The sequence below is a fragment of the Psychrobacter aquimaris genome, from assembly GCF_016107525.1.
GTDB lineage: Bacteria > Pseudomonadota > Gammaproteobacteria > Pseudomonadales > Moraxellaceae > Psychrobacter > Psychrobacter aquimaris.
This window is the reverse complement of sequence record NZ_JABASR010000005.1, coordinates 22,723-39,432: the sequence shown is the minus strand read 5'-3', so window position 1 is coordinate 39,432 and position 16,710 is coordinate 22,723. Positions and strand designations below refer to the sequence as shown.

Below are 16,710 nucleotides of genomic sequence, written 5' to 3'. Positions count from 1 at the left end.
ATGTGCCTGTAGGATAAAACGCATAATAACTAACGACAACATTGGCTTTATCTTATATCGCCAAGCGATAGTGAGCGACTCTTTACCCTAAGGAACAAACCACAAAGGACAACCATGTTTATTGTAGATAAGGCCGCTGCCGCCACTATGGATAATAAAATCCCCGCACCTAAGATTATCTTTTTTGACATCGATGATACCTTGAGCCGTAACGGTATTATCGCCGAACACAACCAAGCCACGCTTGAAGCGCTTGCCAAAACTGATATCAAGCTAGTGATTTCAACGGGACGCTCCAAAGCCATCTTACCTGAGGATATTTTAGCCTTGCTCGAAGCTGATGTCTTAGATGCGATTATTTGTATGAATGGGCAATACAGCTTTAATAAAGAGGGCATAATTAGTCATTATCCATTAACAGATACGCAGACTAACAAGATTGTACTGTTGTGCCAAAAAAGTGAACTTATTCATAAATTTGACTCAGCGACTCATATTGCATGGTCAGATGAGAATGAGCGCCTGCGTGAATACAATGCCATCACGCCAAACTCTATACTTGACCCAGATTACTATAAGGCAAATACGGTTTATCAGTGTTCGGTATTTTTTAACAATCAAGAAGAGAAGATGCAAGATGTAGATTTTGCTCAGGATGATTTAAAACTGGTTCATTGGCATCATATTGGCGCAGATATCTTACCCGCAGAAGCGTCTAAAGCACGAGGTATCATAGATTTATGCCTGCATTACGATATTGATGCAAAGGATTGCATGGCATTTGGTGATGGGATGAATGATTTAGAAATGTTTGACTTGGTCGGCTATGCGGTAGCAATGGGTGACGCAAAGCAAGAATTGATCGCGCGGGCGGATTTTGTCACTGGAACGATTGAAGAGCACGGCATACAAGCCGTACTTGAGCAGTTTCATATTGCGTCTTGATAATTGGAATTTGAAGTGAGTTATCCAGCAAAAACTTAATGACGCTTCGCTAGCAACCCATAAATCCAACCACCGATTTTATAAAATCCGACAATAATCAAAATGATTACCACAGCCGCTAATACATAAGCCAACCAAATGGGTGCACTGCTCAGCCAGCCAATCGTAAATGCCAGACCCAGATAGGTCTCAACTGGCCAATTAATAATAGGTGTCGGTGAGCCAGCGTTAAACATGGTCATAAAAGCGACGATGCCAAGCACAGCAGTAATCAGTCCAGCGCGTTTACGGTTGTTCATCTTATTTCCTTATATCTCATTCAATCAATATGATTAGGACTTCGCTTATTTTTTTATGTCGTTTTACTATTTATTGCACATTGCTTTTTTCATTAACGTTTAGGGATTACGGCCTCAAGGCATGGTCAAGCCACCATCGACAGCGATTGACTGCCCAGTAATCGCCGAACTCAAATCTGATGCCATAAGCAGCACTGAATTGGCAAAGTCAGCTACCGAGGTCGCTTGGCGTAGTGGTGTCGTGGTTGCAATATAATCAAACACCTCTTCGGTGGTGAGACTGCTCGCATCTGTGGTTTTTAGCAGCCCACCTGCTAGCAAGTTCACTCGTATCCCATATTGTCCAAGCTCAGAAGCCAAGTTGCGCGTGAGCCCAATCAATGCAGACTTAGCCGTAGTATAGTCATAATAAGTGACCACTGGATTATAAACAAGATTGGTTGAGATATTGATAATCTTGCCTGTTTTCTGCGCTTTCATCTGTGGCAATACCGCTTGAACGGTGTTTACTGCGCCTTTAACGATACCATCAATTTGCTTTGAAAAATGCCGCCATTTGACGGTTTCAATACTGGTATATTCAGCACTGGGATTAAACTGATAGCTTGGCAAAGCGTTATTGACCAATATATCAATACGACCATAACGCGTAACCACTTCAGCCACCAGCGCCTGTACTTGCTCAAGTTCAGTCACATCAGCTTGATAAGAAAATGCCTTGCCACCTGCTGCTATAATATCAGCAACCACTTGGTCGGCGGCCTCCTTACTATTCAGATAATTGACGCAGACGAGTGCGCCTGCTGCTGCCATTTGCTTAGCAATCTGGGCACCAAGTCCGCGACTAGCGCCAGTGACGATGCCAACTTTCTCTGGTAATAACGCTGGAATCGGTGAGTGACTCTGGGTCATGATGCTGCATCCTTTATTATTATGTTATGGTTGATCTATTTGTTTTGTACAAACTGTGTTGCTGAGTGATGACTAAAAAACAAACCAATGCTCATCATAGCACGATTATTTGCGCTTATTCTTTTGCTGAAATTCAGCGGCAATTCCCTATTTCTGACGACCACTTAACCAGTTATCAGCGCTATCTTTAATGATGGTCTGAAGAACGGTATTCACCTTTGCCCTTTAAATTACTAACAATCATAGCCATAATGGTTCCACAATTGGCTCGATACCTTTTCTTTAACACTTAGCATTCATTATCTATCACCTGGTTTTTATTCATTTGTATCATTTTTATTTAGGAGAGTTGTTTTGACCCATTTATCATCGTCTCACCCTGTCGCCCATAGCGTTGCTCGTAGCGCTCATATACTTCCAAAAGCCCTATTAGCAGTGGCTGTTGGTCTAGCACTTGCTAGCTGTAGCAAGTCAGATAATACGGCTGCTGATGGAACCACTGCCAGTGCTGAAACGCTAAATTTGTATAACTGGTCAGAGTATATGCCACAAGAAATCCTCGACGGCTTTACCGAAGAAACAGGCATTCAGGTCAATTACACCACCTTTGATTCTAATGAAGCCATGTATGCCAAGCTCAAGCTGCTCGACGATTCTAGCCAATATGACTTAGCCATCCCATCGACGTATTATGTCGAAAAAATGGCCAAAGAAGGGTTGTTGCAAGAGCTCGATAAATCCAAATTGAGCAACTTTAAAAACCTGGATACGTCTTTTACCAACACCAAGGTTGATCCAGAAAACAAATATTCGATTCCTTACATGTGGGGTAGCACTGGTCTTGCCATCAATGGTGATGCGGTCGATCCTGCGACAGTAAATAGCTGGAATGACTTATGGCGTCCTGAGTATAAAGGTCAAGTGATGCTGATGAACGATATGCGTGAAGTGTTTGGCATGGCGCTATTGACCCTTGGGCATTCAGGTAATAGTAAAAATCCTGATGAAATCAAAGCCGCTTATGAGAAGCTGACCACCTTAATGCCAAATGTAAAAACCTTTAACTCGGATGCTTCGCGCATGCCTTATATGGAAGGTGAAACCACGGTTGGTATGAGTTGGAATGGGGAGGCAATTATCGCCAATAACGAAGGCTTGACCAGCTTGGTTTATAAATATCCAACTGAAGGCGCTATCTTGTGGATGGATAACTTTGTCATTCCGAAAAACGCCAAACAAGTCGATGCAGCGCACAAGTTTATTGACTACTTGCTGCGTCCAGAGAACTCTAAAATCGTCAGTGAAGAGATTGGTTATGCGTCACCAAATATGGCGGCTCGCGAATTGATGGATGAAGATGTACGTAACAATCCGACCATTTATCCTAGCAAAGAAGTGCTAGCAAAAGCTGAGTTCCAAGAAGATGTGGGCGATGAAGCATTGCAAGTGTATCAGCAGTATTGGGATAAGCTAAAAACGGGTCGTTAAGCATTGTTTGTTAACAGCTGATTGTTTATAGCCGTTTTTAATCACCATTTTTAATAGCTTTTTTTAAGAATGGCTTTTAATAATTTTGACCGAAAAAAAACGCTGACTTTACAGAGTCAGCGTTTTTTATTTGTGTCTCATTTATAAGTGCAAATCGGTTTCACTGCCTTTATGTTCAATACGGCGCTGCTCACGGCGTTGATAGCGCAGACCAGAGGCAGCGAACCATTGCGGCTTAGTAGTTTGCAGCAAATCACTGAGACGCTGCAATTGTACTTGCAGAGTTTGGGTCAGCCAAAAATAGCCTTGCCACTCAAAGCCTAAATTTTCTACGCTTGGATATTCTGATACGGCGATGCGCGTAATAGGGCGAAACACTTCATCGTTTGGGCTACGTAATACCGCTGCCATATGCTGCATCGCCTGCGTCAATTCGTGCTGATAGTGGATGAGCAAAATATGATTTTCATCGTCAATCTCAATATTTGCCAAACGCGGTGCCGCGCTTAACAATAAATCAATCGTACCAATAATATTACGGTGAGTACGCTGGATGGTCTCTAGCGTTTCTTTTTTAATCCCTGATTCACTTGCTGTCGCTGCGATATGCGGACGCACGGCAAGCAAGCGCTTATTAATTTTTTGTAGCGCTTTCACCAAGGATTTATTGACTGGCGTATCTGGTATAGAACTGCTCGACGGATAAATAATGCTGGCTGAACTGGTCGCCTTACTATATTTAAACGGCTTGGGCACTAGAACTTCTGCATCAATATGATTGCCAACCCCTGCATACAAATTACTGCATGCCTCAAGATTACTGGCCAACAAAAACCGCCACATCAATGTCGATTTAAGCGGTAAAATTAGCGTTGCTGCCACTGCAACCCCTGCGCCAAGCAAAATATTGAACGCGCGATATAAGCCATCTTGGACGATATTGCTATGGTCAGGACTCGATACAATCATGAGCATGGTGATGCCTGTCAATAGACCGATATAACCCAATTGCTTGACCGCCACATAACCGATGATGCCACTGATAATGCCAATCAGTGCATAATATAGCCACAACCAGCCACCGATATCTTTAATCAGCCATAAAAAGCTAAGCCCCACCACCACCCCAAGCAAGGTACCCAAGATCCGCTCTTTAGCCTTGGTATAAATCGCTCCCTGATATTGCAACAAACCCAATATGACAAACACGGTAATGGTCGTCCACTCGCCATGCGGCAGATGAGTGACTTTATTAAGTAATAGCGCAGTGACAACCGCTACTCCCAAACGTATAGCATGCAAAACATCCGCATGCTGGTAGCGGGCATAAGGCTCTACAAACGGGGCGGTAAGTCGCTGCCAAAAAGTCGATTTCACGCAGGGTATCTCTTATAATGAATGAATAAAAAAGCGATTAAATCCTAGCTACTGGCTTAACCATACATAAAGTAATGATAAAAAATAACGCCTTTTACCTATTAAAAGATAAAAGACGCTGAAGGTCAAAACATGCTAGCACATAACAACAAAAAAACACCCTAAGAACATAGCATTTGGCTATTGGTAATAGCTAAAAGACGCTGACAAATACTTGCCAACATTCCGTGTATTTACAAGTGTAAGTCGGACTCGCCCCCCTGCTCTTTCATTCTACGCTGCTCACGCCGTTGATATCGAAGACCAGAAGCAGCATACCACTGCGGTTTGGTCGTTTGTAGCAGATCACTTAACTGTTGCAGTTGTGCTTGCAACGTTTGCGTTAACCAAAAATACCCTTGCCACTCAAACGTTGCATACTGTACGCTAGGATATTCTGATAGCGCAATGCGCGTAATGGGTCGAAAAGTTTGATCGCTTGGGCTGCGTAGCACTGCCGCGATGTGTTGCATTGCTTGGGTGAGCTCGTGTTGATAGTGAATCAGTAGCGTATGGTTATCATCATCGATATCGATATTTACCAAACGCGGCGCCGCACTTAACAATAAATCGATGGTGCCGATGATATTACGATGGGTTCGCTGAATGGTTTCTATGGTTTCTTTATCAATACCAGATTCACTTGCTGTCGCAGCAATATGTGGACGTACTGCGAGTAGTCGCTTGTTTATTTGCTGCAGCGATTTTATCAACGCTTTATTGACAGGCATATCTGGCATAGCGCTATTATTTTTAGGATAAGTCAGGCTGGCTGAGCTTGTCGCCTTAGTATAGACAAGCGACTTGGGAGCCATTATTTCAGCATCGATATGATGCCCGACACCAGCATAAATAGTACTACAGGCTTCTAAATTATTTGCCAATAAAAAGCGCCACATCAAGGTAGATTTGAGAGGTAAGACCACTGTCACCATAACAGCAATACCCGTACCGATTAAGATATTGAGTGCGCGATAGACACCATCTTGCGCCATATTAACTTGATTTAAATTAGAAACTATCATCAGCATAGTAATACCAGTGAGTAACCCAGTATACCCTAGCCGCCTGACCGAAAAATAACCAATAATCCCACTGATGATACCAATAAGCAGATACTCTGTCCCTAACCAAGCACCAGTCTCTTTATTGAACCATAAGATCGCAAATGCCACGACAATACCCAAAACCGTGCCCAATACTCGCTCTTTGGCCTTGGTATAAATAGCGCCTTGATACTGTAGCAATCCTAGAATAATAAAGACGGTAATAGTCGTCCATTCCCCATGTGGAAAATGGCTAATTTGATTTGCTAATAGGGCAAGCATGATAGCTGCACCTATACGTATGGCATGCAAGATATCAGCATGCTGATAGCGCGCATAAGGCTCAATGAATGGTGCGGTAAATCGTTGCCAAGTTTTTGGTTTCACGCATAGATACTCTTTTTAATTGAATAATAGCATTAAAGCATATAGATAATATGGTAGATGTAAAATACTAACGGTTTCTTAGGGCGCGTCCTAAATCTGAACGAAAGCAACTAAATGGGCTAAAAATAGCCAGCTATTAAAAAAAACGTCTCTTGCCTGTTACAAGGCAAAAGACGTTTGAGATTGAAATAGGACTGTTAATAACTGGATATAAACCAATTATACTTCTAAGAAGTCCAAAATACCTTCAGCGGCTTCACGACCTTCCCAAATGGCGGTCACGACCAAATCAGAACCACGCACCATATCACCACCAGCAAATATTTTAGGATTTTTGGTTTGGAATTTAAAGGTTTGCTTTTCCGCTGCCAGCACGCGACCAGAGCTGTCCATTGCCACTTGCTGAGTCTCAAACCAATCAGCAGGGCTAGGACGGAAGCCAAAGGCCATAATCACTGCGTCACATGGGATAATTTCTTCTGAATTAGGAATGGGTTCAGGACGCTGACGACCACGGTTGTCTGGTGCGCCCAATTGAGTCGTGACGACTTTTACGCCATTTACTTTACCATTCAAGCCAATGATTTCTGTCGGTTGACGATTGAATAGAAATTCAACGCCTTCCTCTCGAGCATTGACCACTTCGCGACGTGAACCTGGCATATTTTCTTCGTCACGGCGATAGGCACAGACTACTTGATTCGCCCCTTGACGAATACTGGTACGGTTACAGTCCATCGCGGTATCGCCACCACCTAGCACCACGACTCTTTTGCCCTTAAAGTCGATATACTCTTCAGGATTTTTTTCCCAGTCGTTGCAACGATTGACATTGGCAATCAGATAATCTAGCGCATCATGGACGCCTTCTAGTTCTTCACCAGCAAAGCCGCCACGCATATAAGTGTAGGTACCCATGCCCATAAATACTGCATCGTATTCGCTTAGCAGTTCATCAATACTAATGTCGGTACCGATTTCTGTCTCAAGACGAAACTCCATGCCCATGCCTTCAAAGATGACACGGCGGTTGCGCATAACGTCTTTTTCCATTTTAAACTCTGGAATACCAAAGGTCAGTAAACCACCAATTTCAGGACGCTTATCAAACACAACTGGTTTTACGCCGTTTCTAACGAGTATGTCCGCACAGCCCAAACCTGCTGGCCCTGCACCGATGATCGCGACTTTTTTGTCTGTCCAAACCACATCAGACATATCTGGACGCCAGCCAAGTGCAAAGGCGGTATCGTTGATGTACTTCTCGACATTACCAATGGTCACAGCGCCAAAGCCATCGTTCAGCGTACAAGCTCCTTCACATAAGCGATCTTGTGGACAGACGCGGCCGCAGACCTCAGGCAACGTATTGGTGCGGTGACACAATTCAGCCGCTTGAAAGATCTGCCCTTCGGTGGCCAGTTTGAGCCAGTTAGGAATGTAATTATGTACAGGGCATTTCCATTCACAATAAGGGTTACCACACTCCAGACAGCGGTGTGACTGCTGCGCGACTGCTTCACTCTCAAACGGTTTATAAATTTCAACAAACTCCGTTGAGCGCGTGGCGATGTCTTTTTTGGTCGGCTCAAGCCGTGGTACATCTAAAAACTGAAAACTATTTTCTAAGCGTTTTGCCATGGTATTGTCTCTTTAATATGAGGCTTTTTATATCAAGCTTTTTTAAAGTGGGCGGTGACAGTCAACGATGTCTCTTGTATCGCAAAATTAAGAGATTCATTCATTGCTGTCACTTACCTGCTGAAAACCTCTGAGTTAAAAGGTTTTTAAAAGCGGAACATTGGATAATCCAAGCAAAGCTATTGTGGGTCAGCCATGGTGGTTTTGAGAAGGCTCGCAATGTTTGCCGCTTTAGGCTTCACCAAGTAAAACTTACGAACATAGTGTTCAAAGTCAGCCAATATCGTTTGACCCCATGCGCTGCCTGTTTTATTAACATGCGCTTCAATCACTTGCTGCAAATGAATACGGTGTTCCTCAGTTTGCTCACTTGAGATACGGTTAAGATCGATCAGCTCATGGTTACAACGGTCAAAGAAATCACCTTCCATATCAAGTACATAAGCGAAACCACCTGTCATGCCTGCGCCAAAGTTGAGGCCCGTACGTCCAAGAATAGTGACAATACCGCCTGTCATATATTCACAGCAATGATCGCCTGTGCCTTCGATGACTGCGTGCGCGCCAGAGTTACGCACCCCAAAGCGCTCGCCAGCGGTACCAGCTGCATACAATTTACCACCCGTTGCGCCATATAAGCAGGTATTACCAATGATGGCTGTCTCTTGCGCCGTAAAGCTTGAGTCTTTTGGTGGATAAATGACAATCTCACCGCCAGCCATGCCTTTACCGACATAATCATTGGCATCGCCTTCTAGCTCAATATTTAGACCACCTGCATTCCAGACGCCTAAACTCTGCCCAGCAGTACCAGTCAGATGCAGCTTAATTGGCATATCACTCATGCCAAGGTTGCCCCATACTTGTGCAATCTCACCAGAGATACGCGCGCCGATAGAGCGATCACAGTTACCGACATAATAGCTATAATCACCGCCATTGCCTTGACGAATATTGAGCAGCATATCACTAATCATCTGTTCAGCGAGCAAGCCTTTATCAAACGGCTCATTACGCTCTACCTGACAGGTTTGGGCTTTACCACTACTGGCAGGATGGCTAAATAATAATGGCGTTAAATCCAAATGACGCTGTTTATCCGTGTTGCCTTCTAATACTTCAAGCAAGTCAGTACGTCCGACCAACTCTTCCATACTACGCACACCAAGGGCGGCGAGCCATTCGCGTGTTTCAGTTGCTACAAATTTGAAGAAGTTAATCAACATCTCCGCTTCGCCAATGAAATGCTCATCACGTAGCTTGGCTTTTTGCGTCGCAACCCCAGTCGGGCAATTATTAAGATGGCAAATACGTAGGTATTTACAACCAACCGCAATCATCGGCGTGGTACCAAAGCCAAAGCTTTCTGCCCCAAGGATAGCGGCTTTAACCACATCAAGACCAGTCTTTAAACCGCCATCAGTTTGCACTCGTACTTTATCACGCAGTCCATTCACTCGTAGCGATTGATGGGTTTCAGCAAGTCCTAGCTCCCATGGTGAGCCTGCATGATGGATAGAGGACAGCGGAGAGGCTGCTGTACCACCATCATAGCCTGAGATAGTGATTAAGTCGGCATAAGCTTTTGCCACGCCGGTCGCGATAGTACCAACGCCCGGACGTGATACCAGTTTTACCGATACCAAGGCATCAGGATTGACCTGCTTTAAATCAAAAATCAGCTGTGCTAAATCTTCGATAGAATAAATATCATGATGCGGTGGCGGTGAAATCAACGTCACACCCGGTACCGAATAACGTAAGCGCGCAATCAAAGCATTGACCTTACCACCCGGCAGCTGACCACCCTCACCTGGCTTGGCACCCTGTGCGACTTTAATCTGCATCACTTCGGCCGAGCGAAGATACGCAGGTGTTACGCCAAAACGACCCGAGGCAATTTGCTTAATTTTCGAGTTGCGCAGCGTGCCATAACGTACTGGATCTTCCCCGCCTTCACCAGAGTTTGAACGCCCGCCGATGGTATTCATCGCCATGGCAATCGCTTCATGGGCTTCGGGTGACAATGCCCCTAACGACATGCCCGCCGAGTCAAAGCGCTTCAAAATTGCTGAGATATCCTCTACGTCATTAACATCAATCGGATTATCTGTTTTTAATTGCAATAAGTCACGCAAGGTGGCAACCGGACGGCTATTCACTAAGTTGGCATAATTACGATAATTATCATAATCGCCCGTGCGTACGGCGGTATGCAAGCTGTTGATCACGTCTGGATTAAAGGCATGATATTCTTTATTAAAGACAAATTTCAGCAAGCCACCTTGATCTAGTGGTGCGCGGCGCTTGAAGGCATTCGCCGCTAATTGTGCTTGATCGGCAGCTAAGTCTGCAAAGGTAGCACCTTTAATACGACTCTGCACGCCTTTGAAACACAGGCTCACCACTTCTTCAGAGAGACCCACTGCTTCAAACAACTGGGCGCCGCGATAAGAGACAATAGTCGATATGCCCATTTTTGATAAGATTTTTAGCAACCCTTTGTCTAAGCCTTTACGGAAATTAACCCGTGCTTGGATCGGATCACCAAGCAGCTCACCAGTCGCGACCAAATCATCAATAACATCATAAGCCAAGTAGGGATAAACACAGGTCGCACCAAAGCCAATCAATACTGCCACTTGATGCGAATCGCGTGCCAAACCAGTCTCAATGATCAAATTAGCATCGGTACGAATGCCTTGACCAATTAAATAATGATGCACCGCACCTGTTACCATGATGGCATTGGCTGGTACTTTATCGGCATCGATGTCTTTATCAGACAACACAATCAAAGTGTGACCAGCTCGGATGCTGTTAGCCACTTGCTCGCAGATAGCACTGATGGCTTCTGACAACTCAAGGCTGCGCTCATAGTTTAAATCAATACGTGCCATCTTAAAGGCTGGATCACCCAAGGTCTCAAGCTGCTGCATCTTGCTGGCTGACAGTACGGGCGATGACAAAATAATACGGTGTGCATCGCGCGCTGATGGCGCAAACACGTTAGTTTCAGCGCCGAGGCAGGTCTGCAATGACATCACGATAGATTCACGCAATGGATCAATCGGTGGATTGGTCACCTGTGCAAACTGCTGACGGAAAAAGTCGCCGACATGGCGGATTTGCTGCGATAGCACTGCCATGGGCGTATCATCACCCATTGAACCAACGGGCTCTTGACCATTTTCGGCATTGGGGCGGATAATCTCAGTACGTTCTTCATTGGTAATATGATACATTTTTTGCAATGCTTTGAGCTTATCGCCGCGGCAAGCTTGCGTTGCTAGAGTCTCTTCTAAGCGCTCATTGTCACGGATACGAGTGGCTTCTTCACGTAACCATTTGCGATATGGATGAGCTGTTTTCAGTAAGGTTGCAATGGCAGTAGTATCTAGAATTTGGCCGGTCAACGTATCAATCACCAGCATCTGACCAGGCCCAACGCGACCTTTCGCCAATACATCTTGTGGCTCGTAATCCCACACCCCAACTTCAGAGGCAACGGTTATATAGCCGTTTTTAGTGGTTACCCAACGCGATGGGCGCAGACCATTGCGATCAAGCATACAGACTGCATAGCGTCCATCTTGAATCACCAAACCTGCTGGTCCGTCCCACGCTTCCATGTGCTGCGAATAAAACTCATAAAAAGCGCGTAAATCCATATCCATGCTATCGACATTCTGCCAAGCGGGTGGCACGAGAATCGACATCGCATGGAATAGATTCATACCGCCGGACATGAGGACTTCTAACATATTATCTAGGCTTGATGAGTCAGAGCCAGTACTGTTAACCAATGGCGTTAATTCATTCAGATTGGGCAGTTTGTCTGATTTTAGTTTTGGCGTCCGTGCTTCAGACCAATTGCGATTGCCTGTGATGGTATTCAGCTCGCCATTGTGGGCAAGATAACGAAACGGCTGTGCCAATGGCCAGCGCGGCAAGGTATTGGTGGAGAAACGCTGATGAAATACCACGATATGCGATGCCAAACGCTCATCTTGTAAATCTAAGAAAAATGCTGGTAAGTCTGATGGCATCACCAAACCTTTATAAATAATCGTCTGACAGCTCAATGAGCACACATAAAACAGCTCATCATCAGCCAAGCGCTGCTCTGCTTTTTTGCGTGCGACAAACAGTTTACGGTTAAAGTCGTCCGCTGCCAAATCATCAGGTGCGTTGACAAACACTTGCTTAAAGTCAGGTAAGGTCTCACGGCCAATGTCACCAACGATGCTCAAATCAAGCGGTACATCACGCCAACCAGCAACTTCTAATCCTTGGGCGACAATCTCATCGCTTAGCACTTGCTGGCTATCACGGGCTTTTGTTTCATCTACATTGACAAAGACCATACCAACCGCAAAGTTGTCAGCAATAGCGAACCCTTGCTCAGCAGCAATATTTCTGAAAAACTCAATAGGCGTCGCCAGTAGTAGACCACAACCATCACCCGTTCTACCGTCAGCAGCAACACCGCCGCGATGGGTCATACAGCTTAGACTATGAATAGCAGTTTTTACCAAATCATGGCTGGCTTGTCCCTCAATATGAGCGATCAAACCAAAACCACAATTATCAGAAAAGTCATCTGGCGTGGCCAGGTGGGTTTGCGAGGAAATCATTGACATGGCTAGTCCTTTTAAGTGAACGGGCAATTTATGCATCCAATGCAGATCATAAACTGAAGACCGTAAGCAGAACGGGCTGATAATTAATATTCGTATATCCGAATTAATAAATGGCGTGAGGCTCATAGACATCATACTTTGAGAGTAAGGTGAAATCCTGACCCTCCCAGTCATTGGATGATGTCTTAACAGATCATTAATATATTAACAGACAGTAAGCGGTTGCCCTTGGCAATGACATACGGCCCTGTATGCCCACTATCAATAACGCAATGTCGCTATCTTGAGTGTCGCTTGTTATCAAACCATACCTAGCAATTAGGGCTGATTGATTAAGCATTTAATAATCTTGCATTTGATTAACTTTGAATATCTGACGCTCTGTACTCAAGCGCTTCATTCACTCTAAAGAGAGCAATAATAAGAGAGGTTGCGCCACTTGCGATAGCTTAACTATACATGACAACTGGCCGCGCTTAAGAAAATAAGTTTTAGTAATGTATCTTTTAAATGATAAAAGCTTACCAATTTATCGTTGAAAAACAGTTTTTACGATAACTATACAGAACGTCGCCCACAGTTATATTAGTTAATGATGGGCAAAAAATCTAGTCTTTTCTATCGATTCATCAACCATATTTTGTAAGAGAACTTATTACTATTGGTTATAGGATGACTAAATATTTTATGCAAATTTTGATACATAGTATTGATGACAAGGCTTAATTAAGAGGATTGATCAAGGTTCGCTCCGTCTGAATATATATTTTTGGCGCTAACAACCTACTTTATGATGCCCCACAAAAAAACCCACCAACCAGCTTGTTAGTGGGTTTCTGTCAATCATAGTGGTAACGAGCTCATCACAACCATCAATGATATGGTCGAAGAGCAAACACGCTCTAATTACTTTTGTCTTCTATCAGCGTTTTTATGCTGTCGTTGTTGCTCTTAGGAGGATTGCTATTGGCATTCTTGCTAGTAGCGTTTGCGCCAGAATTTGTGCTACTGGTACTACTACTTGGCGGCTTGGGTGTTGGGACTACGGGAGGGCTTTTAATGCCGTTCTCAGTACCTGATGTCGCTGATTTTTTATTATCTTGCTCAGGTTTACTCGCGCTACCATCATTTTTAGAAGCTGTAGCAGATGAGACTTGCTCTTCATTGCCAACGATCCGTTCTTCAGTCACCGATAACGTAGCAGAGGTATCCGCTAACTGACGAATACTTTCACTGTCGCGGTTACTGGCAGTTTCTTGGCTACCGCGGTCAGTACTGTCAGCTTCTGGCAGTGTCTGGCGTACTGGCACTTCGCGCTTAGTCGGTTTTAAATCAACAGAACGTGTACGTCTGGTGCTCAAATCTTTAACCGGATCAGGGCGTTCATAGTTATCGATAATAGCGACATAGCGATTGATCTCTTCTGGTAACACACGCACATTATTAGGCAACTTAAAGTCTATCAGTTTTGCTGCGCCGACAGCTTCTTGTGGGCTGCTCATGATGCCATAAGTCAGCATATAACGTACTTGGTTTTCATCGTCAAGATAACGGAAATAAGCAAATTTATCGCGGTCGGCGCGGCCTTCTAGATAACTGGCAATTACATCATTTTCAGCGACATTCATAACCTGCACTGTCCATTTGCCTTTGTTCGCTAACAAATAACGTTTGTCTTTAAACTCAGCCGGATAATTTCGCAAATCACGCACCGTCGTATCAAAACTAATAGGCTGCACGTCGGTATCAAGCTCGTGTAACGACTCAATTTTCAAGGGCTGTTCAAGCACAGTACTTATGGTTTGCGGTGGCGATATTGGGGCATTTTCAATTTTTGCACCCATCGCTGGTGTTTGACTAAACATCCAAATCAGAGCCGTAACCACACCCAACAGCAAGGTCATTATCAGCCAAATCAATGCTTGACGGCGATATGATTGGCTAGCGGTACGCGGCGTTGATCTTGAAGCTGCCATGGAAGTATCCTTGGTAAAAATAAAGTTGACCGCATTCAAGAGATGCGCAGTCAAGTAAAATTGCGACGAGCCAGTCTGCTTTAAACCATTGAGTTCAGTGAGCATTCTTGAGCGCTAAAGCTTTGAGACATTATACGCTGTGCTCTGACAATACCGCATGCAAAAGCTCGTCATCAAAATCATTGGTCAATACGGCCTGACCCAGCGATTTTAACAAAATAAGGCGGATTTGTCCGTGTTTGACTTTTTTATCATGTCCCATCAAGCTCAGCGCCGTTTGTGTATCAATGCGTGGCGGTGTGATAGGCAAATTTGCCAAGGTTAAAATACGTTTAATACGAGCAACGTCCTCGACCGTTAGCCAACCCATTTTTTGTGATAACTCTGCCGCTTGTACCATACCAGCAGCGACTGCCTCACCGTGTAACCAATTACCATAGCCTTCATGTGTCTCAATGACATGGCCGAAAGTATGACCGAAGTTTAACAATGCTCGCATGCCTGACTCTCTTTCATCTTGCGCAACGATATCAGCTTTATACTGACAGCAGCGTTTTACGGCATCACCAAGTACCGCCAAATCCAAATCCATCATCGCCGGCAGATTGACCTCTAGCCAATCTAAAAACGTGATATCCATAATGAGCGCGTATTTAATGACCTCAGCTAACCCTGCTGACAATTCACGCGCTGGCAAAGTATTGAGGGTACTCATGTCTGCAAGGACCATTTGTGGCTGCCAAAAAGCGCCAATCATATTTTTACCTTGAGGGTGGTTGATACCCGTCTTACCACCAACGCTCGAATCCACTTGCGACAGTAGCGTGGTTGGAATCTGAATAAAATTCACACCACGCATAAAGCTTGCTGCAGCAAAGCCCGTCATATCGCCCACAACGCCGCCACCCAAGGCTATAAGCGTGACATCACGATTGAAATGTTCGGCCATCAATACATCATAAATTTTATTGATACTGCTCTGGTTTTTATATTGTTCACCATCTGGCAATACGCAAACGTGCACAGTGAACTGCTCTGTTAACTCTTTCTCTAAAGCGCTTAGGTATAAAGGCGCAACAGTATCGTTAGTGACAATCAATACTTGGCGACCACGAATATAGGGTGCGACCTGCTTTGCCATACTGTTGTGCTCTATCGCTGTTTTCTCAGTAATGACGATTGGATAGTCATGACTTTGCGTATGAACCGTTAAACCGTCATGAAACAGTGGCGTTGCCATTAAATACTCCCTAAGCATTTTGAATGAGATAACAGTAGCTAAGCGTAACTAGGGCATGTCCTGATTTTTATCGCCATGTTTACAATGAAGACATGCGCTAATAGAATTTTTCATTATTTAAGGTTAATTTTCTTTATGTTCTGCTGCTGTGGCAGTGCTGTCAGTCAACGTCTCTAATTGCTGTAAAAGCTGATTAACCATATGACGGGGGTAAGTATGACCGGTGGGCATGATGATATGGGCGACTTGGCGATATAAGGGATCACGGGTGCTATATAAATCTTGCAAGATTTTTCTAGGATTTGGCTGTTGTAATAGTGGTCGTGATTTGTCTTTAGCCGTGCGAGCCATTTGCACATCAACTGGAGCATTCAAATAAACAACGATACCGCGCTGCTGCAAAAACGCTCTGTTTTCAGCACACATCACAGCGCCACCACCGGTCGCTAAGACGATTTGGTCTTTTTGAGTCAACTCATCGATGGCGCGCGTTTCACGCTCACGGAAGCCCGCTTCACCTTCTTTAGCGAATATCCAAGCAATGTCAGCCCCTGTCTGCGATTCAATGTACCAATCGCTGTCTACAAAGGTGCGACCCAACTGCTTAGCCAGCAGTTTACCGATTGTCGTCTTCCCTGCTCCCATCGGCCCTACTAAAAATACCGACGGCAATTCCTCCACCATAACACTTACTCAGCTAAATTACCTATGATACAA

General features: G+C 44.5%; 11 protein-coding genes. 2 read left to right on the top strand and 9 right to left on the bottom strand.

What is annotated here, in order from left to right; translation table 11 throughout:
* Positions 1 to 114: 114 nt before the first annotated feature.
* Positions 115 to 945, top strand: a complete 831-nt coding sequence (locus JFC10_RS05775; protein ID WP_227685950.1) for a Cof-type HAD-IIB family hydrolase — start codon at positions 115 to 117, stop codon at positions 943 to 945.
* 35 nt (positions 946 to 980) lie between these two features.
* Here JFC10_RS05775 and JFC10_RS05770 read toward each other — a convergent pair whose 3' ends face one another.
* On the bottom strand, positions 981 to 1,244 hold the full coding sequence (locus JFC10_RS05770) for a hypothetical protein (protein ID WP_193013432.1): 264 nt from the start codon (positions 1,242 to 1,244) through the stop codon (positions 981 to 983).
* A 114-nt stretch (positions 1,245 to 1,358) separates the two neighbouring features.
* Positions 1,359 to 2,156: a 3-oxoacyl-ACP reductase gene (locus JFC10_RS05765; RefSeq protein WP_198332073.1), complete on the bottom strand. Its 798-nt coding sequence runs from the start codon at positions 2,154 to 2,156 to the stop codon at positions 1,359 to 1,361.
* Between the two features lie 354 nt (positions 2,157 to 2,510).
* Here JFC10_RS05765 and JFC10_RS05760 point away from each other — a divergent pair, with 354 nt between their 5' ends.
* On the top strand, positions 2,511 to 3,644 hold the full coding sequence (locus JFC10_RS05760) for an ABC transporter substrate-binding protein (RefSeq protein WP_198332072.1): 1,134 nt from the start codon (positions 2,511 to 2,513) through the stop codon (positions 3,642 to 3,644).
* Between the two features lie 141 nt (positions 3,645 to 3,785).
* On the opposite strand, the gene JFC10_RS05755 is transcribed toward JFC10_RS05760, so the two are convergent.
* The 7 genes from JFC10_RS05755 to aroK all read right to left on the bottom strand — a co-directional run bounded on the left by JFC10_RS05755 (position 3,786) and on the right by aroK (position 16,677).
* On the bottom strand, positions 3,786 to 5,021 hold the full coding sequence (locus tag JFC10_RS05755) for an FUSC family protein (RefSeq protein WP_198332071.1): 1,236 nt from the start codon (positions 5,019 to 5,021) through the stop codon (positions 3,786 to 3,788).
* A 233-nt stretch (positions 5,022 to 5,254) separates the two neighbouring features.
* Positions 5,255 to 6,493 (bottom strand): FUSC family protein, encoded by a 1,239-nt coding sequence (locus tag JFC10_RS05750; protein WP_198332070.1) that lies wholly within the window; start codon positions 6,491 to 6,493, stop codon positions 5,255 to 5,257.
* A 219-nt stretch (positions 6,494 to 6,712) separates the two neighbouring features.
* Complete coding sequence (locus JFC10_RS05745; protein WP_198332069.1) at positions 6,713 to 8,134, bottom strand: glutamate synthase subunit beta; 1,422 nt, start codon at positions 8,132 to 8,134, stop codon at positions 6,713 to 6,715.
* A 179-nt stretch (positions 8,135 to 8,313) separates the two neighbouring features.
* Positions 8,314 to 12,777, bottom strand: a complete 4,464-nt coding sequence (gltB, locus tag JFC10_RS05740) for a glutamate synthase large subunit (protein WP_198332068.1) — start codon at positions 12,775 to 12,777, stop codon at positions 8,314 to 8,316.
* A 902-nt stretch (positions 12,778 to 13,679) separates the two neighbouring features.
* On the bottom strand, positions 13,680 to 14,753 hold the full coding sequence (locus JFC10_RS05735; RefSeq protein WP_198332067.1) for a hypothetical protein: 1,074 nt from the start codon (positions 14,751 to 14,753) through the stop codon (positions 13,680 to 13,682).
* Between the two features lie 130 nt (positions 14,754 to 14,883).
* Complete coding sequence (aroB, locus tag JFC10_RS05730) at positions 14,884 to 15,993, bottom strand: 3-dehydroquinate synthase (protein ID WP_198332066.1); 1,110 nt, start codon at positions 15,991 to 15,993, stop codon at positions 14,884 to 14,886.
* 123 nt (positions 15,994 to 16,116) lie between these two features.
* Positions 16,117 to 16,677, bottom strand: coding sequence for a shikimate kinase AroK (gene aroK, locus JFC10_RS05725; protein ID WP_198332065.1), 561 nt, complete (start codon positions 16,675 to 16,677; stop codon positions 16,117 to 16,119).
* Between the last annotated feature and the right edge of the window lie 33 nt (positions 16,678 to 16,710).

Coding starts and splice junctions, on each gene's coding strand:
- JFC10_RS05735 (WP_198332067.1), bottom strand. CDS start 14,753: ATGGCAGCTTCAAGATCAACGCCGCGTACCGCTAGCCAATCATATCGC.
- JFC10_RS05765 (WP_198332073.1), bottom strand. CDS start 2,156: ATGACCCAGAGTCACTCACCGATTCCAGCGTTATTACCAGAGAAAGTT.
- aroK (WP_198332065.1), bottom strand. CDS start 16,677: ATGGTGGAGGAATTGCCGTCGGTATTTTTAGTAGGGCCGATGGGAGCA.
- aroB (WP_198332066.1), bottom strand. CDS start 15,993: ATGGCAACGCCACTGTTTCATGACGGTTTAACGGTTCATACGCAAAGT.
- JFC10_RS05775 (WP_227685950.1), top strand. CDS start 115: ATGTTTATTGTAGATAAGGCCGCTGCCGCCACTATGGATAATAAAATC.
- JFC10_RS05745 (WP_198332069.1), bottom strand. CDS start 8,134: ATGGCAAAACGCTTAGAAAATAGTTTTCAGTTTTTAGATGTACCACGG.
- JFC10_RS05770 (WP_193013432.1), bottom strand. CDS start 1,244: ATGAACAACCGTAAACGCGCTGGACTGATTACTGCTGTGCTTGGCATC.
- gltB (WP_198332068.1), bottom strand. CDS start 12,777: ATGTCAATGATTTCCTCGCAAACCCACCTGGCCACGCCAGATGACTTT.